Annotated in this window: 21 protein-coding genes and 1 pseudogene; 12 read left to right on the top strand and 10 right to left on the bottom strand. The window is 40.9% G+C overall.

Features of this window, described 5'->3' with window-relative positions:
- Window positions 1-4: 4 nt before the first annotated feature.
- From oppC to HC723_RS00095, 4 genes are all read left to right on the top strand, one after another.
- On the top strand, window positions 5-907 hold the full coding sequence (gene oppC, locus HC723_RS00110; RefSeq protein ID WP_190337828.1) for an oligopeptide ABC transporter permease OppC: 903 nt from the start codon (window positions 5-7) through the stop codon (window positions 905-907).
- A 15-nt stretch (window positions 908-922) separates the two neighbouring features.
- A complete protein-coding gene (gene oppD / locus HC723_RS00105; RefSeq protein ID WP_153446769.1) occupies window positions 923-1891 on the top strand; it encodes an ABC transporter ATP-binding protein in 969 nt (322 codons plus the stop codon).
- Complete coding sequence (gene oppF / locus HC723_RS00100; RefSeq protein ID WP_238925376.1) at window positions 1891-2940, top strand: murein tripeptide/oligopeptide ABC transporter ATP binding protein OppF; 1050 nt, start codon at window positions 1891-1893, stop codon at window positions 2938-2940. The genes oppD and oppF overlap by 1 nt, the downstream gene beginning before the upstream one ends.
- A gap of 189 nt (window positions 2941-3129) precedes the next feature.
- A complete protein-coding gene (locus HC723_RS00095; protein ID WP_190337827.1) occupies window positions 3130-4149 on the top strand; it encodes a LacI family DNA-binding transcriptional regulator in 1020 nt (339 codons plus the stop codon).
- An 87-nt stretch (window positions 4150-4236) separates the two neighbouring features.
- Here the strand turns inward: HC723_RS00095 and HC723_RS00090 are convergent, their stop codons facing one another.
- Window positions 4237-5235 carry a LacI family DNA-binding transcriptional regulator gene (locus tag HC723_RS00090; RefSeq protein ID WP_190337826.1) on the bottom strand — a complete coding sequence of 333 codons (999 nt, stop codon included), beginning with the start codon at window positions 5233-5235 and terminating at the stop codon, window positions 4237-4239.
- Window positions 5236-5576: 341 nt separating this feature from the next.
- Window positions 5577-6788, bottom strand: a complete 1212-nt coding sequence (locus HC723_RS00085) for a carbohydrate porin (protein ID WP_190337825.1) — start codon at window positions 6786-6788, stop codon at window positions 5577-5579.
- 493 nt (window positions 6789-7281) lie between these two features.
- On the opposite strand from HC723_RS00085, the gene HC723_RS00080 reads away from it, so the two are divergent.
- Window positions 7282-7965: a MalM family protein gene (locus HC723_RS00080; RefSeq protein ID WP_190337824.1), complete on the top strand. Its 684-nt coding sequence runs from the start codon at window positions 7282-7284 to the stop codon at window positions 7963-7965.
- A gap of 69 nt (window positions 7966-8034) precedes the next feature.
- Here the strand turns inward: HC723_RS00080 and HC723_RS00075 are convergent, their stop codons facing one another.
- The 7 genes from HC723_RS00075 to HC723_RS00045 form a co-directional block, all read right to left on the bottom strand.
- Entirely contained in the window at window positions 8035-9048 is a 1014-nt protein-coding gene (locus HC723_RS00075; protein ID WP_190337823.1) for a LacI family DNA-binding transcriptional regulator, read from the bottom strand.
- Between the two features lie 129 nt (window positions 9049-9177).
- Window positions 9178-9516: a PTS lactose/cellobiose transporter subunit IIA gene (locus tag HC723_RS00070; RefSeq protein ID WP_190337822.1), complete on the bottom strand. Its 339-nt coding sequence runs from the start codon at window positions 9514-9516 to the stop codon at window positions 9178-9180.
- Between the two features lie 41 nt (window positions 9517-9557).
- Window positions 9558-10967 carry a GH1 family beta-glucosidase gene (locus HC723_RS00065; protein ID WP_190337821.1) on the bottom strand — a complete coding sequence of 470 codons (1410 nt, stop codon included), beginning with the start codon at window positions 10965-10967 and terminating at the stop codon, window positions 9558-9560.
- Window positions 10968-11046: 79 nt separating this feature from the next.
- Window positions 11047-11352 carry a PTS sugar transporter subunit IIB gene (locus tag HC723_RS00060; protein ID WP_190337820.1) on the bottom strand — a complete coding sequence of 102 codons (306 nt, stop codon included), beginning with the start codon at window positions 11350-11352 and terminating at the stop codon, window positions 11047-11049.
- Between the two features lie 68 nt (window positions 11353-11420).
- On the bottom strand, window positions 11421-12782 hold the full coding sequence (locus HC723_RS00055) for a PTS sugar transporter subunit IIC (RefSeq protein ID WP_190337819.1): 1362 nt from the start codon (window positions 12780-12782) through the stop codon (window positions 11421-11423).
- A 367-nt stretch (window positions 12783-13149) separates the two neighbouring features.
- Window positions 13150-14067, bottom strand: a complete 918-nt coding sequence (locus tag HC723_RS00050) for an ROK family protein (protein WP_190337818.1) — start codon at window positions 14065-14067, stop codon at window positions 13150-13152.
- Window positions 14068-14225: 158 nt separating this feature from the next.
- Window positions 14226-15506 (bottom strand): PTS sugar transporter subunit IIC, encoded by a 1281-nt coding sequence (locus HC723_RS00045; protein ID WP_190337817.1) that lies wholly within the window; start codon window positions 15504-15506, stop codon window positions 14226-14228.
- 188 nt (window positions 15507-15694) lie between these two features.
- On the opposite strand from HC723_RS00045, the gene HC723_RS00040 reads away from it, so the two are divergent.
- The 6 genes from HC723_RS00040 to HC723_RS00015 all read left to right on the top strand — a co-directional run bounded on the left by HC723_RS00040 (window position 15695) and on the right by HC723_RS00015 (window position 22495).
- Window positions 15695-16000, top strand: a complete 306-nt coding sequence (locus HC723_RS00040; RefSeq protein WP_153446792.1) for a PTS sugar transporter subunit IIB — start codon at window positions 15695-15697, stop codon at window positions 15998-16000.
- Window positions 16001-16178: 178 nt separating this feature from the next.
- The gene (locus HC723_RS00035; RefSeq protein ID WP_153446794.1) at window positions 16179-17501 is read left to right on the top strand and encodes a PTS sugar transporter subunit IIC; all 1323 of its coding nucleotides are present in this window, start codon (window positions 16179-16181) and stop codon (window positions 17499-17501) included.
- Between the two features lie 88 nt (window positions 17502-17589).
- Window positions 17590-18987: a glycoside hydrolase family 1 protein gene (locus tag HC723_RS00030; protein WP_274601926.1), complete on the top strand. Its 1398-nt coding sequence runs from the start codon at window positions 17590-17592 to the stop codon at window positions 18985-18987.
- A gap of 78 nt (window positions 18988-19065) precedes the next feature.
- Window positions 19066-19374 (top strand): PTS lactose/cellobiose transporter subunit IIA, encoded by a 309-nt coding sequence (locus tag HC723_RS00025; RefSeq protein WP_153448145.1) that lies wholly within the window; start codon window positions 19066-19068, stop codon window positions 19372-19374.
- A 220-nt stretch (window positions 19375-19594) separates the two neighbouring features.
- Entirely contained in the window at window positions 19595-20557 is a 963-nt protein-coding gene (locus HC723_RS00020; protein WP_190337816.1) for a LacI family DNA-binding transcriptional regulator, read from the top strand.
- 516 nt (window positions 20558-21073) lie between these two features.
- On the top strand, window positions 21074-22495 hold the full coding sequence (locus HC723_RS00015) for a glycoside hydrolase family 1 protein (protein WP_190337815.1): 1422 nt from the start codon (window positions 21074-21076) through the stop codon (window positions 22493-22495).
- Between the two features lie 98 nt (window positions 22496-22593).
- Here HC723_RS00015 and HC723_RS17780 read toward each other — a convergent pair whose 3' ends face one another.
- A complete protein-coding gene (locus HC723_RS17780) occupies window positions 22594-23169 on the bottom strand; it encodes a winged helix-turn-helix domain-containing protein (protein ID WP_446751383.1) in 576 nt (191 codons plus the stop codon).
- Between the two features lie 82 nt (window positions 23170-23251).
- On the opposite strand from HC723_RS17780, the pseudogene HC723_RS17400 reads away from it, so the two are divergent.
- A pseudogene (locus tag HC723_RS17400) lies at window positions 23252-23574 on the top strand (transposase); the annotation flags it as partial.

Genomic DNA, 23574 nt, shown 5'->3' with positions numbered 1-23574 from the left:
CGCTATGTTAAATAAACAACAAAATATGGAAGCGATCGAAAAGTTCTCTGAGAACTTAGAAATTGAAGGTCGCAGTTTATGGCAAGATGCCCGTATCCGTTTTATGCGTAATAAAGCGGCGATGGTGAGCTTAGTCATTCTTGTGTTAATCACACTATCGGTTATTTTTCTGCCGATGTTTGCCCACTTTGCTTACGATGATACCGATTGGTACTCACTGCAAGCCGCGCCATCAATGGAGCATATATTCGGCACCGACAGCTTAGGGCGAGATTTATATGTTCGTACCTTAATGGGCGGTCGTATTTCTCTTATGGTCGGCATACTGGGTGCATTAGTGGCCGTTTTAATTGGTACTCTTTACGGCGCAGCATCTGGCTTTATTGGCGGAAAAACCGACCGTATCATGATGCGTATTCTTGAGATTTTATACGCGGTACCATTTATGTTCCTTGTGATCGTATTGGTGACCTTCTTTGGTCGTAATATCATTTTAATCTTTGTCGCGATTGGTGCGATTGCCTGGCTGGATATGGCGCGTATTGTGCGTGGTCAAACGTTGAGCTTGCGTAACAAAGAATTTATTGAAGCGGCGCATGTCTGTGGGGTAAGTAACTGGAAAATCATTACTCGCCATATCGTGCCAAACGTTTTAGGTATTGTGGCGGTGTATTCCACGCTATTAGTACCAAGTATGATTTTGACGGAATCATTCTTATCTTTCCTTGGTCTTGGAGTTCAAGAACCAATGACAAGTTGGGGAGCATTACTGCAAGAAGGCGCACAAACTATGGAGATCGCGATTTGGCAACTCGGATTCCCTGCCGCATTCATGGTGGTAACGTTATTCTGCTTTAACTATGTTGGCGATGGCCTGCGTGACGCACTTGACCCTAAAGACAGATAAGAACAAGGAAGTATTATGAGCTTATTAGATGTAAAAGACTTACGGGTTGAATTTAAAACCCAAGACGGCATGGTAACCGCGGTCAACGATTTAAACTTCTCACTGCAACAAGGTGAGACATTAGGCATTGTGGGCGAATCCGGCTCAGGTAAATCTCAAACTGTTTTTGCTATTATGGGTTTGCTGGCTAAAAATGGTGTTATTTCGGGTAGTGCTAAGTTTGAAGGCAAAGAAATCCTCAACTTGCCAGAAAAAGAACTTAACACCATTCGCGCCGAACAAATCGCGATGATTTTCCAAGATCCAATGACCTCACTTAACCCGTATATGAAGGTGTGTGATCAGTTGATGGAAGTGCTGATGTTGCACAAAGGCATGGGGAAAAGCGAAGCATTTGAAGAATCGGTACGAATGCTTGAAGCGGTGAAAATCCCAGAAGCGCGTAAACGTATCACCATGTATCCGCACGAGTTTTCCGGTGGTATGCGCCAGCGTGTGATGATTGCCATGGCGTTGTTATGTCGTCCTAAATTATTGATTGCCGATGAACCAACCACCGCGCTTGATGTAACAGTCCAAGCGCAAATCATGGATCTGCTTAATGAGCTTAAACATGAATTTAATACCGCGATTATTATGATCACCCATGACTTAGGTGTGGTAGCCGGTTCGTGTGACAAGGTGTTGGTTATGTACGCGGGTCGTACGATGGAATATGGTTCGGTCGATAACATTTTCTATGATCCAAGCCACCCGTACTCTGAAGGTTTGTTACGTGCTATCCCTCGTTTAGATTCTGTTGGTGAGGTATTGCCAACCATTCCGGGTAATCCGCCAAACTTACTGCGCTTACCACCGGGATGTCCATATCAAGAACGTTGTCACCGTGTGATGGATCGCTGTCGTAGTGAAGCGCCACAACTGCTGCCGTTTGGTGAAGACCGTTCTCGCGCATGTTTCTCTCAATGGGAGGGCTGGAAATAATGACTCAGTCAACATTAGTAACAGACGGCGCACCTGAACTGAGCGCCGCACCTCAATCGAGTACTGTCGGTAAAGAACTCATACTGGATATTAAAGATCTTAAAGTCCACTTTAACATTGCTGCTAAATCGGCGTGGCCATGGGCGAAACCGTCAAAGCTTAAAGCGGTTGATGGCGTCAATGTCCGTTTATTTGAAGGCGAAACCCTTGGTGTTGTGGGTGAATCGGGCTGTGGTAAATCGACGTTTGCGCGTGCCATTGTTGGTTTAGTCGAAGCCACCGAAGGTGAAGTATTGTGGTTAGGTCAAGACTTAACCCGTATGCAAGCAGTGCAAAAGCGTGAAAAACGCAAAGAAATTCAAATGATCTTCCAAGATCCATTGGCGTCATTAAACCCGCGAATGAGTGTCGGTGACATCATTGCCGAACCGTTAGTGACTTTTTATCCCAAGCTAAGCAAAGCCGAAGTAAAAGCGAAAGTGAAAGCGATGATGGATAAAGTCGGCTTGCTGCCGAACGTTATCAACCGTTATCCGCATGAGTTTTCAGGTGGTCAATGTCAACGTATCGGTATCGCCCGTGCTTTGATTTTAAACCCGAAAATGATCATTTGTGATGAACCGGTATCAGCGCTCGATGTGTCTATCCAAGCGCAAGTGGTTAACTTGCTTAAAGAATTGCAAAATGAGTTGGGTTTGAGTTTGGTATTCATTGCGCACGATTTATCGGTGGTTAAACATATTTCCGATCGGGTATTGGTGATGTATTTAGGCAACGCGGTAGAATTAGGTGAATCGGATGCATTATTTGCGAATCCAAAGCACCCTTACACCAAAGCCTTGATGTCTGCTGTACCGATCCCCGACCCAAGAAAAGAACGCGCCAAGAAAATCCAAATGTTGGAAGGGGACTTACCGTCGCCAATCAATCCACCTTCAGGTTGTGTGTTCCGAACTCGCTGCCCAATAGCCACCGCGCAATGTTCCGAGCAAAAACCGCAACTAAAAGGATCGGACGTGCATTCAGTTTCTTGTTTGCTGGTGGATTAAGCCTAAGTTATTACATGATTCAATAATCAAAAGCAGTGCCAAATTGGTGCTGCTTTTTTTTGAGGGAAATAAGGACGTGCCAGTCGTCATTTTTGATCTCGGTCTATTGAGGTATATTTTTTACAGCCTAAAATAATCCCAAAATAGAACAATAAGAAATTAAAGAATATTACTTGCAGGGGAAATCAATTGAAAAGTAAAAAAATCTCGTTGCCAACCGTTTATGATGTTGCAGAGCTGGCAGGGGTGTCGCCAAGTACCGTTTCTCGATTTTTGAATCGAACCACTTTTGTTGCGGCTGATAAAAGTGAATTAATTGAAAATGCCATCTCAACACTAGGCTATAAACCCAGTGCGCGCCAAGGGGTGAAAAGCGTGTCTCGTACCATGACTCTAGGTGTACTTATTCAAAGCGCAGAAAGTCCATTTTCAAGTGAAATTTTACTCGGCATGGAAAAAGCCGTGGCCAGTCGTGGTTATAATTTATTAATCGCCACCGGTTATTGGGATAACAAAGCCGAAACCAAGGCGATGGATAAACTGATCAGTCAGAAAGTCGATGGCATTATGACCTTAACGGGCACCTTGAGTGATGATCAAATCAATAAATATGCGAAAAGTACCCCGATCGTGGCGATAGGTCGTCAAATAGAAAGTCCACAAGTGGCTTCGATTAAAGTCGATAACAGTATTGGGGCTTATATGGCGACCAATCACCTTATTCAACAAGGGCATAGCCGAATTGTACATTTACAAGGCATTATCAGCCATGCTGATGCGCAACAGCGTCTGGAAGGATATAAGCGAGCATTACGTGATGCAGGGCTAACGATTAATGAAAAACTGATCCGCAAAGGTGAGTTTGAAATGAAAGACTCATTCGACGCGGTCTGTCGTTTAATTAAAGAAAAGCATTCTTTTAGTGCAATTTTTGCCGCCAACGACCAAAGTGCCTATGGGGCAATGCAAGCCTTGTATCAACATGATATTCGAGTACCACAAGATGTATCTGTAGTCGGCTTTGATGATTTAATTATGTCGCGTTATTTTATACCGCCTCTGACCACCATCAAACAACCATTAGAAGGGTTTGGACAAGCAGCCGTTTATACATTATTAGATGTGATCAATGGCAATAAGCAACCTCATCCTATTCCGCCAGTTGAACTTAAAATGCGTGATTCAACCGCGAAATTTAGCTTAAATTAATTCTCTTATACCATGTTTGTTAAGAATAAATCGTTGTTAGCTTTTGTTAACAACGATTTTTTTAGAGGTGAGAATACAGTGATAGGCTTAAATATGCGGATAGGCACGAGTCGATTCACGAGCGACTAATGTGGGTGAGAATTTGAACTGCACATCCGGTTTTTGCTTGTTTAACTTTTGCAGCAGCAGGTGCACTGCCTCGATGCTCATTTTTTCAATTGGATAATTAACCGTTGAGAGAGAAGGGGATACATATTGGCTAAACAAGATGTTATCAAAACCCATGACCGAGATAGGTGATTGTGTTTTATGCTCTTTTAGCACTCCTAATGTCCCAATAGCCATTAAGTCGTTACAACAAAATATAGCTGAAAATTCTTGGGTACGATTAATCAGTTTTTCAAAAGCTCGGGTGCCGGAAAGCTCAGTGTAACCTGCTTCAATAACCAATTTGGCATCATAGATAATATTGGCTTCCTCTAACGCTGTTCGGTAACCCTGCAAACGCGCACGAGCGCCGGATTTGGCTAATGGACCGGTGATACAAGCGATTTTACGATGCCCTAGTTCAATTAAATGACGAGTCGCGACGAGTCCACCCATTTCATCATCAAGATCGATACAAGAATCTACTAATTCGGGGATCTCACGGCTTAGGATAACTAAGGGAATATTTTGATTGGATAGGTCAATTAAATCATCATCAGAAAGGTATGAGGTATAAAGTAATAACGCGTCAACACGACGGCTGAGTAGAAAATCAACGGCAGATTGTTCTGCCTGGATATTATCGCCTCCAGAGGTAACCACTAAATGATAACCCAGTGGGCGCAAGGTGGTTTCAATGCTGTGCATTATATTGCCGTAATAAGGCCCTGCCAATTCGGGGATCACTAATCCAACTGAACCCGTTTTAATCCGAGCTGATGAATGAGCAATGGACGTCGGTTGATAATCAAGAGTTTGCATGGCTTTTTCAACTCGCAGTTTCTTATCGTGACTAACACGACTGCTGCCATTGACCACACGAGAAACGGTTGCCTGAGAGACACCGGCTAATTCTGAAACTTGTCTAATCGTCGCCATCTTTTGCCTTCACTACGTTGTTTTATCGCTAATTTTGTTAGCGTTATTATGATCTGCTGTGATTCTAGTGAGGAATGTTGTGAGATAATGCGAGTCATATCACGCTCATGCCGCTTGATGATTTTGGGATGTTAAAAGATTGAAAGCACTGACACTAATCAGGTTTTTCATGAAATAAATACGGTTTGTTTCATGGGCGTTGAAAGGATTCAAAATCCTGGATGAATAGATGAATAGATGAATAGATGAATAGATGAATAGATGAAAGCACCCGCTCACAATTATTATGAGCGGGTGCTTTTAACGTTTAAACGAGGTGATTTAAATTAAAATCAAGGGGCTTACCACCAAGCTTCAAACATGGCACCAAAGGTTAGGCCATCTGAAGTGCCATCTTTGGCTTGAGTTGCTGCAACATATTCAGTATCAAGCTCACCATAAGTGGTATAGAAACGTAGCATTGGACGAGAGCCCATAAAGCTACCTAAGCCAACGTTTTGCGATAATGTTGCTTTCCACGATGAGTTAGTGCCTAAGTTGTCACCAAATTCAACTTGGTCGTAACCCAGCTCTAACCAAGTACTCATACGGTCATTCCAACGGTATCCTGGGCGAATAACCGCTTGATTCCATTTTTCATCAGTGCCACTAACATTGGTTTCTAGGTCGTTGTTTTCATGGCTGAAAGTGTATTCCATCAAAATGTTGTTGGTGAAATCGATTTCACCCTGCATGAAAGCACCTAAAGTATCACCATCTGCCCCTGTACCATTATTCAAGATTTGGCTACGAGTACCATTACCGTAACGAACTTGGAATTCATTCCAACCTGAGGCCCAAGTCAGGCGATAAATACCGGCTAATTGGTAAGCGGTATGATCATCAACTTTCTTAGTTGCAGCATCATCAGTTCCATCTTGCTCATAACCATTACCCCAACCAAAGTTAGCATGGAAACGTAAGCTTTGATTATCGGTTAAGATAATGTCATGCAGTTGAGAGGTAACTGCATAGCGCCCGTTACGGCCTTTATCTCCAGCAACCACCGCAATATCAAACTTGGCAAAGCCGAAATCTAAGTTATCAACACCACCACCCGTACCATCGTTTTGCAGTACATAGTAATCATTGGTACCAAGTTGTTCTCGGTCATTAAATCGTTGACCAGCCCAAATATAAGCATTAGGTTGAGTAGCAAAAATGCCGCTACCACCTGCGTATGCTTGAGAAATACCGGTTGCTTGGCCGTCATAGCCATCATCAAGCATGACTGCAACATCCCATTTCATATCATCTTGAATAAAGGCTTTATTTAATTTGAACTCGAAACCATTACCTTCGTTACCTAAACGACCGGTTTTGGTGTATTGGTTACCTGCGGTTTGGATCACGTTGATACCGTTTTGCAAAGAACCTTTATATAAAGGACCATCGTCACTATAGCCTGCACCATAACGAGCGTAACCACTAAAAGTAAAACTATCATCAGCTTGAACAGTAAAAGGTAGAGTAGTGGCAGCAGCTAAAGCCAAGGCTAGTGTAGAGATTTTCATATGTATTCCCTTTTTGCACTCGAAGGTGCTTGTTATAAATTTTTATAGGTTTCTTAATCTGTGGGAAATTATATGAAGTGAAAGATTTGAAATGATTGAATAAAATCACAGTTGACTAGAGGTGATGGGAGCCATGAAACAAAATATTCCGTCTAAGCTTGATAGCTAAATCACACTATGATTAATTACACTTGGAGGTGTGACTCATAAGTCGTTGTATTATAGTGAAATTATCAAGTTCAAGTAAATAATTTATTATCGGTTTTTATTTGGAATAAACCGGTTTGTTTCATGGATATAAAAAAAAGATGTGAAAGTACGCATGATAAATGGGATCTTGCCTGAAAGAAAAATACGGCGCTTGATGAAAGGTTTCATAAGGGTGAAACATTTCAAAAAGTAGCGATCGCCCGAAATGACAGAAGTTGCAAGCAAGCAATAAAAGTCTCAATCTATAGTTAAAGCCATTGGAATTATCGAGCAGGAAAGAAGCATGAAAAAAATAATCGCATTAAGTGTATTGCTACTATTAACAGGTTGCGCGGATAAAGATGGTAATATTTTAAATCCGAACTTATTTGGGCCGAGCAAAACCAATGAAATAGCAGAAGCGAAAAGCGTTGATGGCAAGACAAGTGTTGATTTAATTCAATCGCTCGACAAGCAAGCAGTGACCGCGCAGCATTTTTCAGATCTCACCCCATTTGTGATGAGTGGTGATCATATTGAAAATTTAACGATTAGTCAGAAAGACAAAGTTATGCACTTGGATTCAGGTAAGTCCTTTGTTCGCTTAATTAAGTTAGCACCGATTAATGATGGTCAGAAACTCAATATTAATAGTTATGCGTGTGAGACAGTTTTTGCACCTTACGCTCAATTATTAAATAAAGATTTTTCTGCCATTGAGGGGGAATATCAGTCTACGTTTAAGTCACAAGTTCTGCGCGAAAGAGATCGTTATGAAATGGTAATTAATATCGATAGCACCAACAAAACGGCCCAATATATCGCGATTTACACCCATAAAGATGTGCTCGGAAAAACCAAACAACTGACCGATCCTGAGCAAGCCTACAACAAAGAAAATGGCATTAACCAACCACCAAGACCTTGGTATACAACGATTAATGCGCCTGTAGGCAGCATCTCTTTGAATTTAGTGACACAAGAATAATTTAGGTATTTAAATAGACGCTATTTTGATATGAATAGGAGACAAGAAGGCGGCCAAAGGTCGCCTTTTTTAGATCTGACGAGGGGACACTGAATTGCGAGTAATTAATGTACCGTTTAAAATTTCCGTACTCGGGGTCAATGGTTTGCCCGAGGCTAACTTTAAGGCTTTTTCCATTGCCAGTGTGGTGACTTGATGAATTGGGATCTCGATAGTCGTGAGCTCTGGGGTGAAAAAAGTACCAATCATTTCATTATCGATACCTATCACCGAAACATCTCCCGGTACGCGAATTTTCGCCTCTTTTAATGCCTTAATGGCGCCAATCGCCAGCATATCATTGAAACAAAAAATAGCGCTAAATGGGTTCATGAGCCGTTTGTCTAACAAGCTTTTACAAGCATTATAACCATCATGAATTTTTCCTTCAGTATCTTCTAGCAACTGCGGATTAAAAGGATACCCATGCTTGGCTAATGTTTCAGTCGCACCTTGCAGACGAAATTGCCCCGTTGAAGTCGCAAGAGAAAGCGTAATGATCGCGACTTGCTGATGATTATTTTCAATTAAGTGATTAATGGCGAGCTCGGCGGCATAATATTGATCAAATGCCACAGCATGACCTAAACCATCGGGTAGACTTCGATTAATCACCACCAAGGGGACAGAAAGGGATTGTTGCAGATTAAGGTAATCGTCCGTGCTCATGGTTCGGCTGTAAATAATAATTACATCGCATTTTCGAGCATCTAACGAATGTGCCGCTTCGATTTCACGTTCAACTTCATTGTGCCCGTCAATGACTACTAATTGCTTACCGGCATCATAACTAATACGAGTGGCTTCTTTTAGTAGTATACCGAAGTAATAACCATCAAATGATGACACCACTAAACCAATACTATTCGAACTATTAGTCGCAAGCGCTTGAGCTAAACGGTTGGGTTTATAGTTAAGCTCCTCCATTGCTTGGTAGATCAAGTTTCGAGTGGTCTCTTTCACTTGACCTTTAGCGTTAATAACCCGCGATACCGTTGCTTTAGAGACACCTGCCAGCTTACATACATCATTGATTGTTGCCATAATTATTGTCTGATCTCATCAAAGTACAGGAATATAGAGCCAATAAAAAAGGATCTAGCTAAGTTTATGGATTACTTTGGCTAGATCCTTATTATCTAATACATGCTACCAATAGTAACGGTATCGAGGTTATTTTTGAATGCTTCTGTGAAGCGAAATGAGTTCTTCAATTAATTCACGCGCGAGCATCGCTGTCATGAGGTGATCTTGTGCGTGTACCATGATTAAGTTTACAGGGACTTTGCCTTCACCTTCATCTAGGCCTATCAATCCAGTTTGGACATCATGAGCACGTTTAGATGCGGCAGATGCTTGCGCTAAGAAAGTATCTACGTCATCCCATTGGCCTTTTTTGGCTGCATATAAAGCTTCCATAGCACAAGACTTTGATTCACCCGCATTGATGATAAGTTCCATTACTGCTGATTCTAGTGCTTCGCCACTAAGAACATCTTGAACATTTGACATAATTATCTCTTCTAATTTGATGTGTTTTAATTATTTTCTATTTATAGATCTTGACCACGAGATTGAATAATCTGGTGATACCAATGGAAAGAGTCTTTCTTTTTACGCGCTAAATTGTCGTTATGATCGACATAAATAAAGCCATATTGTTTTTTATATCCATTGAGCCAACTGAGGAGATCGATGGCAGACCAAGCAAAATAACCCTTAATATGCACGCCGTGTCGAATGGCTTGTTTCACTGCGCTTAGGTGGTCAGAAATATATTCAATCCTCGGTGTATCACGCACATCACCATCAATAATAGGATCCTCATCACCCAAGCCATTCTCAGTAATATAGAGTTTGATTTGACCATATTGTTGTTTCAGCATATCCAAACCATCTACAAATCCATCGGGTGAAATTTCCCATCCCCACTTGGTGTAGCGTTTATCATCCATCATGACACTTCGATAAACATGATCAAAACTTGGCTTACCAGGGCGGCCAGTCGCATTTTCACGAGTGAGTTCAACCTGGTCGACTGGTCCAGTTAACTTTTCGACACGAACTGGTTGATAATAATTTAGTCCCATAAAATCATTAAAAGGGGCGGCCTTTTTGATGATTGCCAGTTCTTCTAAAGTCCAATCGGGTAAGTAACCTTGTTGCTCTAACCGTTCAATAACATACGCCGGATATTCGCCTAATAGGATTGGATCGTAATACCAATTTAACTGAAATTGATTGGCATGATTGGCGGCAAAAAGATTGTCTTGTTGTTCATCAATAGCAAAAGCGGGAGCAAAGACATTACTCAGACCAATTTCGCCAAATAAATTTAATTCTTTATAAGCTAATACTGCTAATGCGTGGGCGTAAAATACATTGTGGGTGGCTTGGAAGTATTTCTTAGGGTCGTTTTGAATGCCGGGTGGGTGAGCGCCTTCGAGATAACCATGGCCACAAAATACCACAGTTTCATTAAAGGTAATGAAGTGCTTGACGCGATCGCCAAATGCTTTGAAACAAGTGGAGGCATATTGTACAAAGGCTTGAGCGGTGGTTTTGTTGAGCCAACCGCCGGCTTTTTCTAACGTTAAAGGTAAATCCCAATGGTATAAAGTAATGAAAGGGACAATGCCATATTTTAAGCATTCATCAATTATATTGTTGTAAAAATCAATGCCTTGTTGGTTGATCTTACCGGTACCTTCAGGGTAGATGCGCGCCCATGAAATGGAAAAACGATAAGATTCTAATCCCATCTCCGCCATTAAAGCGATGTCTTCCTTGTAGCGATGATAATGATCAACGGCAACATCACCATTGGTATTTTCGAATGTTTTGCCAGGGATTTTACTGAATTCATCCCAATTGGTGACGCCTTTGCCATCTTCGTTCCACGCGCCTTCAATTTGATAGGAAGCTGTGGCTGCGCCAAATAAAAAATCGTTTGCAAATTTCATGCGATTGTCCATTTATTTACATGTAATCGTTTGTGAACCTCAAAGTTAGCTTAGCCACTTTGAGGACGTTAAGTGTTTACTAATCCATGAGTTTCAAGGTGTCTTCGAGGATTTTTTCGCCTTTTATCATGCCGTAATCCATCATGTCGATGACCTCTACACGCTTACCTACACCATTGGCAATGGCTTGAAATTCGGCTTTCTTAAAGCGGATTTGTGGGCCGAGTAAGAAAATGTCGTAGCTGTTTAAATGATCTTGGAATGTCTCTGCGCCGTATGCTTGTATTTCTACATCAATGCCTTTAGCTTGCGCAGATTCTTTCATTTTTTTCACCACCATCGAGGTTGACATGCCCGCGTTACACAGTAATAAAATCTTTTTCATATTGAATGCCTTTATATTTATCTTGTTTGAGATTGCCACTGGATAAGTGGCAATCCATTTATTGGTTATTACATTGATTGTGCAGGGTTTTTCATCTCAGATTCTTCTGGCTGGGTGTCTTCGTCACTTCCAGCTTCTTGAGATAATGCCAATCTGTCTTGGTATTTAAAGAATGGGAAATATACCGCAACCGTCATAGCGCAGACTGCGACTTGCAGTAGTGCTGCGCTCCAGCCGCCAATGATGAATCCACCGAGAATAATAGGAGTTGTCCAAGGCACTTGTATTGCGCTGAACGGACCGACTAAGCCAACATCGATACATAGGTAAACCATAGTGACGGAGATCATTGGTGCAAGTAAGAAAGGCACTAACATGATTGGATTGAAAATGATTGGTGTGGCAAAAATAACGGGTTCGTTAATATTAAACAGGCCAGGAATTACCGCAATTTTACCGATTTGCTTCATTTGCACAGAGCGTGAAAATAACAACATGCAGATAACTAAGCCGAAAGTAAGGCCTGCACCGCCCACGGTAATAAATTGATCGATAAATTGTTGTGTCACAATTTTAGCATTGTCACCAGCAACTAAAATGCCACCGCTGTTAATAACATCTTGATTATGAAGTGCATTAGCTACGAATATCGGCCCCATTATACCGCTTATAATCGCGGTGCCATGTACGCCACACCACCATAGTAATGAGATAAGCATGGCAACAATAAGCGCACCGAAATAAGAGTCGGAAAGGTTTTGTAGCGGTGCTTGTACAATAAAGTAAATGGTTTCAATAAAAGTTTTATCAAATACAGCTTCAAAGAAAATGTAAGTTAGGAAAGCCAAAGTGATAATGACAAAGCCAGGAATGAGAGATTTAAAAGCATTAGAAACCCCTTCAGGCACTTGTTCTGGTAACTTAATTACCCAATTACGATTTAGCGCGGTGGCGTAAATTTTACCTACGATTAGACCAATAATAATAGCCCCAATCATGCCTTTTCCACCTAAGTAGGCTTTTGGGATCACACCACCAATCTCGGTAATACCATCAGGTGCGAGAACAAAAGATTTCATCACAATCAGAAAAGATACAATCCCAAGAATGCCAGCGTTAGCACCGTTATAGCCTTCGTTTTGTACATAAGTGTAAGCAATACCAAATACGGCTATGACGGCTAAAATATCAAATGTTGCACCAACGACTTGAAATAATGGTGTAGTCCACGCATCACCAAAAATGCTGGCCATAAAACTGCCATAGCCAGGGATTGGCACAAAGGCGATTAATAGAAAGACGGAACCAATAATTGTGAGTGGCATGGTTAGCATAAAGCCATCTTTAATGGCGGTGATAGGTTTTGAAGTCACAACTTTAAGCACTTTCGGTAGCACTTTATCAATTATGCTCATCTTGTCTGTATTCATGTATCCCCCGGTAAATAGATAGTAGTTATAATTTTCTAAAACAAAATGTAACCGGTTACAGAAACCGGTTACAGCGAGTTTTTAGTAAAACTTGATAACTTTCACATTCCCAAGATTTTGACTAAAAGAAGCGTGGGATATATCCCAATGTAGGATCGGCTATGAATCAAAATCGATGTTGTTTCATGGGAAATTTATTTGGCGATTGCGTTGTCTTTTACGCGGTAATTTGAATGTAAAAGGGGAATGTTGGCGTGAATGTTTGGTTTGTATTTGATAATTTATGAGCAATAAAAAACCGAGCAAATTGAGTTGCTCGGTTGGTTTTAAATATAATAGCCATATAAACAATAAGATAAGGAAGATATCAGCTTGCTTGTCGATCATAGCCCTGTCTTTGCAAGTAATGATGCAACGCGCCAATTAAATTTGCATCGTTACCGGCTTGGCACACACTGAGCTGTGGGCGGACGCTAGAAAATGGATTTTCAATAAATATTTGATCCAGTTTTTGTTCTATTCGCGCAAGAAAATCGGGCCGGACACTGATCGCACCACCTAATATGATCCGATTGGGATCGCTAATGTATTGCACGTTATAAACGCCATACGCGAGCATTTGATACCATTTATCGATCACCGCCTGAATACGTTCATTTCCATTTTCGGCCAGTTCAAATACCTGTTTACCATTAAGGTAGCTTTCTTGTAATCCAAGCACTTTAGCGCTGTTTTTAATTAACGAACGTGTGGCGGCGCAACCGCTTAATGTCACCGGCTTTCCCTCATCATCCGCGCCAACAAACATATAACCAAACTCAGCGCCATGTAAATGCTGGCCGTGGTGGACCTTACCATCGATAACCATTGACCCACCAACACCGCTGCCAATCACTAACAGACAAAAATCATCAACTTCTTTTGCCTGCCATAATTCGGCCAAAGCGGCACAGTTGGCATCATTTTCGATCTCGCAGTTTATGTGATACTGCTGCTGGACATAGTCGCGAAAATTAGGGCCATGCAAATACCGTAAAGCACTGTGGCCATAAATGACACTCGAATCACAATCGACGGAACCTGGCGCACTAATAGCAAGGCCAATAATATAATATTGCTGGAAAAGGTGTGATAAGTTCAGGTCAAACTGTTGCCAAAAGTCATCGATTGAAGTCGTAGGGCTAGGATAATCTCCCTTTACAATAATGACCCCTTGTTGGTTCATTACGGCATATTTGACCGCACTTCCACCGATATCTAAAGCCAAATAATACTGTTGTTTCATATACCATACCTTTTAGAAAAAGCGCGTTCATAGTGACGTATGGCTACAATTTATCAATATCGAGCGGTTGTCGAGCTACCTTTATGACCAATTTGAACGATATCGTACAAAAAAGATGTGAAATTACGTCGGTACTCACATTTTATTGATGAAACTTGCTATGAAGAAGAATGAGTTTCTTGGGAAATTAATTGTTTTTCATACACCTTAAAGAAAGGTCGATAAATCATCCAAGAATTAAACATCGCAAACAGCACCATCAAGATGTTATGCCAACTCCCATTTGCAGATAACGATGCACCAATCGGGGCGGGCATCGACCAAGGCAACATTGAAATAAAAGGGTCTAACAAACCAAGCTGAGTAAAATGCCATGCAAGAGTGGCGTTGATTAACGGCACACATACGAAAGGAAGAAAGAACATTGGGTTCATGATAATCGGAAATCCAAACAAAATCGGTTCGTTGATATTAAACATAGAGGGAATAAGCCCTATTTTTCCCACTGAGCTTAATTGTTTTGAACGACTTTTTAGCGCCATAAAAACCAGAGGCAAAGTCGAACCCACTCCACCAATTAACAAATAATAATCCCAGAAACCTTGCAAATAGATATGAGGAACCGGCGCACCTGCGGCTAACGCTGTTTGGTTGGCAATAAGTCCACTGAGCCAAAACGGATTCATAATGCCGGTAACAATTAATGATCCGTGGATCCCCATAAACCACAGCAGTTGGCAAAGCAATAGCGAGAGAAGCACGGCGGTTAATGTATCGCTGGCAATCACCAAAGGTTTGAATATGTCAGTGATTAATTGCGGAAAATACAAACCAGTATAATGTTTTAAAGTTAAGTTAATTATCGCCAAAGACAACATGATAAATAACAAAGGTAAGATTAATTTAAAACCATTACGGGTAATGAGCGGTACTTCTTCTGGCATATCGAAATACCATCCCTTGCGATAAAAAAATCGGATCACTTCAATACTGTATATGCTTGAAATAATAGCGGTAAATAAACCATTACCACCTAGGTAACTGCCAGGTGATGCGTGTTCAATGGTTCCGGTTAACAATAAGAAAGCCACGCAACCTGTTAAGCCTGATAAACGTTCTGGAATGCCATATTGCTTGGCCAAACTGGCACTGGCACCAAAGGCAATAAACAAAGCAATTAACCCCATGGTGTGCTCAAACATGGTAGAAAAAAATGCTCGGTACTCTAATAGAAACGCATTAATGCTTGGGTAATTCGAAGGATTAAAGGGCGGAAAAATAAAAGGAACAAATAGGCTGCCCACAACAATAAACGGCATCGAAATCTGAAACCCATCTCTGATCGCAATTAGGTGTTTACTGCTCGCCAACCAATTAGCAATTGGTGAAATGTGACGTTCGACACGTTTCATAAGCAGTCGATTGGTTTGCTGATCCATTTTTTCTCGCTTGAATTGTTTAACTAGATCTCATTTTGCCAGATTTTTCTCTGCAATCGAGTGATCAAATGCACATTTAAGTTTCCAGATTTTGGAAATCGGTTTCCAAAAAGTTTCCACATGATAACTTAGTTACATCGAAACACACTTTGTTTCACTTAATATGTTAAACCAAAACTGAGGTTATTATGAAAAAAATTATGCTTTGTTGCTCTGCTGGTATGTCGACCAGCATGTTAATGAAAAAAATGATCGCGGAAGCCGATAAGCGTGGTTTGGAAGTGGATATTCAGGCTTTTGGAGCATCAGAGTTTGACCAGCATGCCCCTCATTTTGAATGTGTCCTTTTAGGTCCACAAATTAAATATATGCAAGCCGATTTACAAAAGAAAGCGGATCCATACGGCATTAAAGTAGAGCCAATCAATATGATGGATTATGGCATGCAGAAGGGCGATAAAGTCCTCGATCATGCATTATCTTTGATTGGCTAATTCCTTTGATAGAGAAATAGTTTGAATGGACGAGTACAAAAAAATAAATAAAACGTACCGCCAACGACATTAACCTTCGCTTACTGTTATACCCAAGTAACATCCCCCTATTTACGTTACTTGGGTATAAGTGCCTTAGATGAGGCATTGAACATTACGACTACCTTAAGGACATACCATGAGCTCTATCAATGATGCTTTGACCAATTTTATCGAACAAAAGGTTACGCCAATTGCTGGGCGTATCGGAAATCAAAGACACGTAACTTCGATCCGTGATGGATTTATCTCTGCTCTACCTTTCATGATTGTTGGTTCATTCATGTTGGTGTTTATCTTCCCTCCATTTTCACCTGACACTTCTTGGGGATTTGCACAAACATGGTTAGGTTTTTCTAACGAATACCGCGAGCAATTAATGTTGCCGTTTAACCTGAGTATGGGCGTGATGACGTTCTTTATCTCAACTGGAGTCGCGGCAAGTTTAGCGCGTCATTATGATTTAGACCCACTTGCGACAGGCTTATTAGCGTTAATGTCTTTCTTATTAGTGGCCGCGCCAATTGAAGATGGCAAGTTAGTGATGACCTATTTTGGTGGGCCGGGTATTTTTACCGCGCTGATCACCGCGATTTACGCAACTGAAGTATATGCCTTCTTAAAACGTAAAAATATTACGATTAAACTGCCACCAGAAGTGCCTGCTGGGGTGGCTCGCTCGTTTGAAATCTTGATACCAGTATTAGTGATTATCTTAACACTTCATCCTTTGAACTTATTCATTGAAGCTGAAACGGGCATGATTATTCCGCAAGCGATCATGTCAATGCTTGAGCCTTTAGTCTCTGCTTCGGATTCGCTACCAGCTATTCTACTGGCGGTCTTGGTGTGTCAAATTCTATGGTTTGCGGGTATTCACGGCGCTTTAATTGTGACCGGAATTATGAATCCATTTTGGTTGGCAAACTTAGCGGTAAACCAAACAGCACTAGCCAATGGCATGGAGCCACCAGTTATCTTCCTACAAGGATTCTGGGATCACTACTTACTGATTGGTGGGGTAGGCTCTACGTTACCACTTGCGTTTATGTTGGCTCGTAGCCGCTCAATTCACCTGAAAACCGTGGGTAAGTTAAGTACGGTGCCTGCACTGTTTAATATCAACGAACCGCTATTGTTTGGTACACCAATCATTATGAATCCTGTGATGTTTATTCCATTCGTGTGCGTGCCAATGATTAATGCGGTAGTGGCTTACTTCGCTTTGAAATTTGATTTAGTTGCACGAGTCGTTTCAGTGACACCATGGACAACACCAGGTCCAATAGGGGCATCGTGGGCAGCAAACTGGGCATTGAGTCCTGTGATTTTATGCTTTATCTGTATGGCGATTGCCGCTGTGGTTTACTTACCATTTATCAAGGCGTATGAAAAACAGTTACTTGAAGATGAAGCCAAGCAACATGCGGAAGAAACTCAAGGTCAAACTGCAACTGCATAATGTCACTCACGAATAGATTAGTCACTGCGGTAAGCTTTATTCCGATAATTAAAGATTACCGCAGTTCAAAAAATTGAAAAGGATACCAATGATGCAACATCAATTTCCGAAAAATTTTTGGTGGGGAAGCGCTTCGTCTGCGACACAAACAGAAGGTGCTGCATTTGAAGATGGTAAAGGTGAAAACATTTGGGACCATTGGTACAAGACACAACCGAATCGATTCTTTGGTGATGTCAGTGCAACCGATGCGTCGACGTTTTACCAACACTATCGTAGCGATATTGCGCTAATGAAAGAGATTGGACATAACTCTTTTCGTACCTCTATTTCATGGTCTCGTTTAATTCCCAATGGTTGTGGTGAGGTTAACCCTAAAGCGGTTGAGTTTTATAACAATGTAATTGACGAAATGTTGGCGCAAGGCATTGAACCTTTTATTAACTTATTTCATTTTGATATGCCAATGGCAATGCAAGAAATAGGCGGCTGGGAAAGCCGTAAAGTGGTCGAAGCCTACACTGAGTTTGCCGCAACGTGTTTTGAGTTATTTGGTGACCGAGTTAAGTATTGGTTTACCTTTAACGAGCCCATTGTGCCGGTTGAAGGTGGTTATTTATATGACTTCCATTACCCGAATGTTGTAGATTTTGGTCGTGCGGTCACCGTCGGTTATCACACTATGTTAGCGCATGCTAAAGCGGTAGCGAAATACCGTCAATATCAACAAAAAACCCAACAACAGGAGGGACAGATTGGCATTATTTTAAACTTAACGCCGTCTTACCCTCGCTCGCAAAACCCTGCTGATTTAAAAGCGGCCAATATCGCGGACCTGTTGTTTAATCGTAGTTTTCTAGATCCATCAGTAACCGGTGAATTTCCTCAAGGGTTAGTTGATTTGTTAACTGAACATGGTCAAATGCCTGTGTGTGAAACCGGCGATCGTGAGATCATTGCGGCAGGGAAAGTAGATATACTTGGGGTGAATTATTATCAGCCGCGCCGAGTCAAAGCGCGATTAACGGCTGTTGATACTAATGGTCCATTTATGCCGGAATGGTTCTTTGAAAACTATGAAATGCCAGGGCGTAAGATGAACCCTCATCGTGGCTGGGAAATCTACGAAAAAGGCATTTATGACATCATGACTAACTTACGTGAAAACTACGGCAACATTCCATGCTTTATTTCAGAGAATGGTATGGGTGTTGAAGGTGAAGATAAGTTTTTGAAGGATGGACAAATCCAAGACACATACCGAATCGAGTTTATTCAAGACCACCTGTCTTGGTTGCATAAAGCGATTCAAGAAGGATCGGATTGTCGCGGTTATCACCTTTGGACCTTTATTGATAATTGGTCTTGGAATAATGCTTATAAAAATCGTTATGGCTTCTATAGCTTAGATTTAGCCACGCAAACCAGAACCAAAAAATTAAGCGGTGAGTGGTTCGCAGAAGTATCAAAAAATAATGGTTTTTAGTTTTTTATCGTTAAACCACCTTAAGCATCAAATTAAAACACAAATTAACTGAAGAATGACTAGGAAAACAAAATGGATATGGATTTAGAAGAACAAGTTATGGGTATTATCATTAACGCGGGTCAATCAAAAAGCCTTGCCTTTGAAGCATTATTTGCCGCCAAAGCGGGTGAGTTTGATAAAGCCGAAGCGCTAATGAAAGAGTCACAAGAGTTTGCTAATTTGGCTCACTTAGTTCAAACCAAATTAATTGAAGCGGATGAAGGCGAAGGAAAAACCAAGATGACGCTTATTATGGTACATGCTCAGGATCACTTAATGACCAGTATGCTGGCAAAAGAAATGATGGCAGAGTTGATTGATCTGCATAAGCGTCTCGCTGCTTAAATATAGAATTAAAAATCCCCTAGGTCTGCTTATTAGAATATGGATTAAGACAATAAGTAGACCGATTTTTATATTTAAGTCACTGTGAAGTAGAAGTAGCGAGGACGATTCGTTTCAACACATTTTGTTAATGGTTGATGTGAAGCTAATGCTAGATAACCTATCGAAAAGCAGGGTATAATCGACTATTCATTCGTAGTATGAGTAAATAGAGAACTCAATGGCAACCATCACAGATGTATCAAGATTGGCTAATGTATCAAAAGCGACCGTATCGCGTGTTATGAGCGGCAGTCGTGGTGTGCGTGAAGATAGTCGATTAGCTGTGTTAAAAGCTGCTCAAGAACTCAACTATAGCCCCAACGTTGCCGCGCAAAACTTAGCCACTCAATCGAGCCATTATGTTGGTGTGGTGCTCAACACTTCAGACGCTGCCAGTGTCACCAGTTACCTTCCTGCCATTTCGCGTAAACTTAAAGCGATGAATAAATTAATGCTGGTGCAATTTGCCGAAAGTGTTGATGAGCAACAACATGCATTGTTTGAACTGAATTCGCAATGTGAAGCGGTGATAATGATTAATGGCACCATCAACACTTCGGCGTTTGAGAACGTCTTGCACATGGATGGTATGCTCACCGATGTGCAAACTTCGGTTGGATTTGATTATCAATTTGCAGCAGAAAGTGCCTGTCGTTATTTACTCGGAAAAGGGCATCGAAAAATTGCCTTGTTGGTGGATGATCTAACCCAAGCCAGTTGTTCTGAATTATTGAATGGCTATAAAAATGCGATTCAAAATTTGTCGTTGCCTTATGATCGCCGTTTAGTGATTGAAGCGAAACAAAATCCAGAACAATCGTTACTGGGTTTAATTAACAGTTTTACTCAATATAGCGCCATCGTAGTAAAGCGAGACAGTTACGCGGCTGAAGCAATGCGTTTAATGCGTCAGTTTAATATCCAAGTACCCAAAGACGTCTCGGTGATTTCCTTAGAAGATTCTCCGCTTGCTCAACAACTCAACCCAACCGTAACCTGCATTAGTCATTCTAGCCATCAATTGGCACAAGTGTGCATGGAGAACCTTGAGCAAATGCTTGAGAAAACCAGCCTAAAAATGAAAGATAGCCCGTTGATTTCGGGTCGCTTAGTCTGCCGTGAATCGGTTGCAGACCTTTAAATTTTCCCTCCTTCGTTTTCCCTAATTACCTCGTTAATTTTCTGTTGTTAAAGAGTGCTTTATACCAATTCTATTTAATATTTGATCAATTTGAATACGCCGAAAAGACGCGGCTCCGTCCTTGGTCGCTTGATAAAAGGCCATTCATGGCCTTTGACACTTTTCTCTGTACTCAATTTTGAACGATCATTAAATTTATGGAATGGGTATTCGTCGCTGAAACTTGTAACGTGAAGTGAGTTGGGAATATAACTAACAATAGCCGTTTTGGCGTGAAACTTTCATGATTATGAAACAAAATAATGAAGTTTCATGGTGCGGATCATGACTGTGATTAAGGTAAATAATTCACCATTAGATACGTATAAAAACCCAGTTTTACAGTTTATTTCAGGTTTTATCGGTATGAATAGCGTAATTTATCAGTATTGATTTTAGGTGTGATAACTATATGGTTTACTATCACTATGAAGCCTAAATAACCCTTATTTACTATCAATTTCGCAAGGATATAAAATGGTATTTCAAAATGATTTTTTATGGGGTAGTGCATCGGCAGCTTATCAAATTGAAGGCGGCGCAAGTTTAGACGGTAAAGGCCCATCAATTTGGGATACCTACTCACGCATACCTGGTAATACTTTTAAAAATACCACTGGCGAAGTGGCGATCGACTTCTATCACCAATTTGCCCAAGACATCGATTTAATGAAAGAAATGGGTTTAAACGCCTATCGATTTTCAGTCTCTTGGCCACGGGTTATGGCGGATGGCCGCACTGCCAATCCTAAAGGCATTGAGTTTTACCACAAGGTTATCGATAAGCTGATCGAAGTTGGAGTGGAGCCTATTCTAACCATTTATCATTGGGATCTTCCACAAACACTGCAAGATGAATATGCAGGTTGGGAAAGTCGCGAAATCATCAAAGATTTCACTAATTATTGTGAATTGTTATATCAAGAATTTGGCAATAAAGTGAAGTACTGGGTCACGATGAATGAACAAAATATATTCACGGGGTTAGGTTATGTACAAAAGCTACACCCACCAAAAGTATCAGATTATCAACGTTTTATTAATGCTAACCATATTGCCAGTTTAGCCAATGCCAGTGCGATTAAATTATTCCGTGATATGGGTATTGAAGGACAAGTAGGACCAAGTTTTGCCTATGGACCAACCTACGCAAAAAGTGAAAAACCAGAAGATGTGATCGCGATGGAAAACGCCCAAGAGATCGAAAACTTCTTGTGGATGGATGTTTATGCTAAAGGTGAATACCCTCGAATTGGTTTAAAACTACTTGAAAATCTAGGCATTAAAGTTGACTTCCAACCTGGGGATAAAGAATTACTCAAAGCTGGTGTGTGTGATTTCATGGGGTTGAATTATTATCAATCTGCCACCTATATCGACCCTAATAATAAGCAAGAAAATGTGCAAGCTGGTAATGCGGCTCAAGTGTCGATTGTGTCTGATGTAAAAGCTATCCCAACTGAAGAGTTATATGCTCGCGCCGATAATGACTATTTAAAAATGACCGATTGGAACTGGGCTATTGACCCAAATGGTCTACGTGTATCGTTACGCCGTATTACCTCACGCTATGGTTTGCCGGTACTGATCAGTGAAAATGGTTTAGGCGCATTTGATACCTTAACCGAAGATGGTAAAGTGCACGATGATTACCGTATCGATTTCTTAAAGCAACATGTTGAAGCGATTGAAGCCGCGATTGACGATGGCTGTGAAGTATTAGGCTACTGCACTTGGTCATTCCAAGACTTATTTAGTTGGTTAAATGGTTATGCTAAACGTTACGGATTTGTTTATGTCGACCGTGATGAAGAAAGTGAGAAAGAGCTAAAACGCTACAAAAAAGACAGTTTTTACTGGTATCAAAAAGTGATTGAGAGTAACGGTAAACAGTTATAATTATAAGAAAAAAATCGAAAGCAGTGCCAAATTGGTGCTGCTTTTTTTAGGCATGATTGATAGAGTCATCGTGCAATATTCGATTAAAAAGTTAGATATTAAGCAGAAATTTCGAACTTATAACCCATACCATAAATCGATTTAATGCAATCGGTGTCTGGATTAATATCCGTTAATTTTTTGCGTAGGTTTTTTATGTGGCTATCGATGGTGCGATCGGTCACGATCCGGCTGTCGGGATAAATTTGATCCATTAATTGATTTCGATTGAAAATTTGCCCTTGATGATTAAATAAAAATGTTAGTAGTTTAAATTCGGCAGGGGTTAATACTAAAGATTGTTGGTAGTAATGCATCGTCATTGCAGGCTCATCAATGCTCAACACTGCTTGCGTATCGTCATTGTGGTGTTGTGACGAAGAAAGGCTGCGACGCAAAATATTTTTGACTCTCGCCACGACTTCTCTGACGCTATAAGGCTTACAAATATAGTCATCTGCGCCCAACTCTAACCCAAGTAAACGATCGATTGCTTCAATTTTGGCGGTTGCCATGATCACCGGAACCTCGTTAAAGGTTCTCAGCTCGCGGTAAATACCTAAGCCATCTCGATGCGGTAACATTAGGTCTAAGATGATGAGATTGGGTTGATGTTGCTTGACCCAATCAATCACGCTTAATCCTTCATTGATTATTCTGGTCTAATCGATCTGGACACCTTGATTGTGGATAATACGATAATCAATCGAGGTGAATATGAATACAAAACGTCAATATCGAACTTATACGAAAGAATTTAAAGAAGAGGCAATACCGAACAAGGGTATTCTGTCGCCCAAGCTGCTGATGCGTTGGGAGTATCACAAAACCTGCTTTACACTTGGAAGCAGAAGGCTGACGAACTCAATAATTCATCTGTCACGCAGATGAAAAAACGGAATTAATGGCTCTGAGAAAGGAAGTAAAGCAGCTTAGAATGGAGAAAGAGATCCTAAAAAAAGCCAGCGCCTTCTTTGCGAAAGAAATGAAGTAAAGTTTCAATTTATTCGAGAGCATCGCTCTCGATTTCCAATAAAAAT

It is taken from the genome of Vibrio sp. S11_S32, from assembly GCF_014694465.1.
In the GTDB taxonomy this organism is placed as follows: Bacteria; Pseudomonadota; Gammaproteobacteria; order Enterobacterales; family Vibrionaceae; genus Vibrio; species Vibrio algicola.
The sequence above is the reverse complement of the archived record's forward strand: the minus strand, read 5'-3'. Positions and strand labels throughout refer to the sequence as shown.

What these genes read in the sequence shown, in the direction of transcription:
- HC723_RS00070 (WP_190337822.1), bottom strand. Translation starts at nt 9,516, where the DNA reads ATGTCAAATGTTCAAGATGTTCTTAGTGGCGAAGCACTAGAATCAGCA.
- HC723_RS00055 (WP_190337819.1), bottom strand. Translation starts at nt 12,782, where the DNA reads ATGAATACAGACAAGATGAGCATAATTGATAAAGTGCTACCGAAAGTG.
- HC723_RS00040 (WP_153446792.1), top strand. Translation starts at nt 15,695, where the DNA reads ATGAAAAAAATTATGCTTTGTTGCTCTGCTGGTATGTCGACCAGCATG.
- HC723_RS00030 (WP_274601926.1), top strand. Translation starts at nt 17,590, where the DNA reads ATGATGCAACATCAATTTCCGAAAAATTTTTGGTGGGGAAGCGCTTCG.
- HC723_RS00045 (WP_190337817.1), bottom strand. Translation starts at nt 15,506, where the DNA reads ATGGATCAGCAAACCAATCGACTGCTTATGAAACGTGTCGAACGTCAC.
- HC723_RS00090 (WP_190337826.1), bottom strand. Translation starts at nt 5,235, where the DNA reads ATGGCGACGATTAGACAAGTTTCAGAATTAGCCGGTGTCTCTCAGGCA.
- HC723_RS00050 (WP_190337818.1), bottom strand. Translation starts at nt 14,067, where the DNA reads ATGAAACAACAGTATTATTTGGCTTTAGATATCGGTGGAAGTGCGGTC.
- HC723_RS00035 (WP_153446794.1), top strand. Translation starts at nt 16,179, where the DNA reads ATGAGCTCTATCAATGATGCTTTGACCAATTTTATCGAACAAAAGGTT.
- oppF (WP_238925376.1), top strand. Translation starts at nt 1,891, where the DNA reads ATGACTCAGTCAACATTAGTAACAGACGGCGCACCTGAACTGAGCGCC.
- HC723_RS00020 (WP_190337816.1), top strand. Translation starts at nt 19,595, where the DNA reads ATGGCAACCATCACAGATGTATCAAGATTGGCTAATGTATCAAAAGCG.
- oppD (WP_153446769.1), top strand. Translation starts at nt 923, where the DNA reads ATGAGCTTATTAGATGTAAAAGACTTACGGGTTGAATTTAAAACCCAA.
- HC723_RS00025 (WP_153448145.1), top strand. Translation starts at nt 19,066, where the DNA reads ATGGATTTAGAAGAACAAGTTATGGGTATTATCATTAACGCGGGTCAA.
- HC723_RS00065 (WP_190337821.1), bottom strand. Translation starts at nt 10,967, where the DNA reads ATGAAATTTGCAAACGATTTTTTATTTGGCGCAGCCACAGCTTCCTAT.
- HC723_RS00080 (WP_190337824.1), top strand. Translation starts at nt 7,282, where the DNA reads ATGAAAAAAATAATCGCATTAAGTGTATTGCTACTATTAACAGGTTGC.
- oppC (WP_190337828.1), top strand. Translation starts at nt 5, where the DNA reads ATGTTAAATAAACAACAAAATATGGAAGCGATCGAAAAGTTCTCTGAG.
- HC723_RS00015 (WP_190337815.1), top strand. Translation starts at nt 21,074, where the DNA reads ATGGTATTTCAAAATGATTTTTTATGGGGTAGTGCATCGGCAGCTTAT.
- HC723_RS00060 (WP_190337820.1), bottom strand. Translation starts at nt 11,352, where the DNA reads ATGAAAAAGATTTTATTACTGTGTAACGCGGGCATGTCAACCTCGATG.
- HC723_RS00075 (WP_190337823.1), bottom strand. Translation starts at nt 9,048, where the DNA reads ATGGCAACAATCAATGATGTATGTAAGCTGGCAGGTGTCTCTAAAGCA.
- HC723_RS00085 (WP_190337825.1), bottom strand. Translation starts at nt 6,788, where the DNA reads ATGAAAATCTCTACACTAGCCTTGGCTTTAGCTGCTGCCACTACTCTA.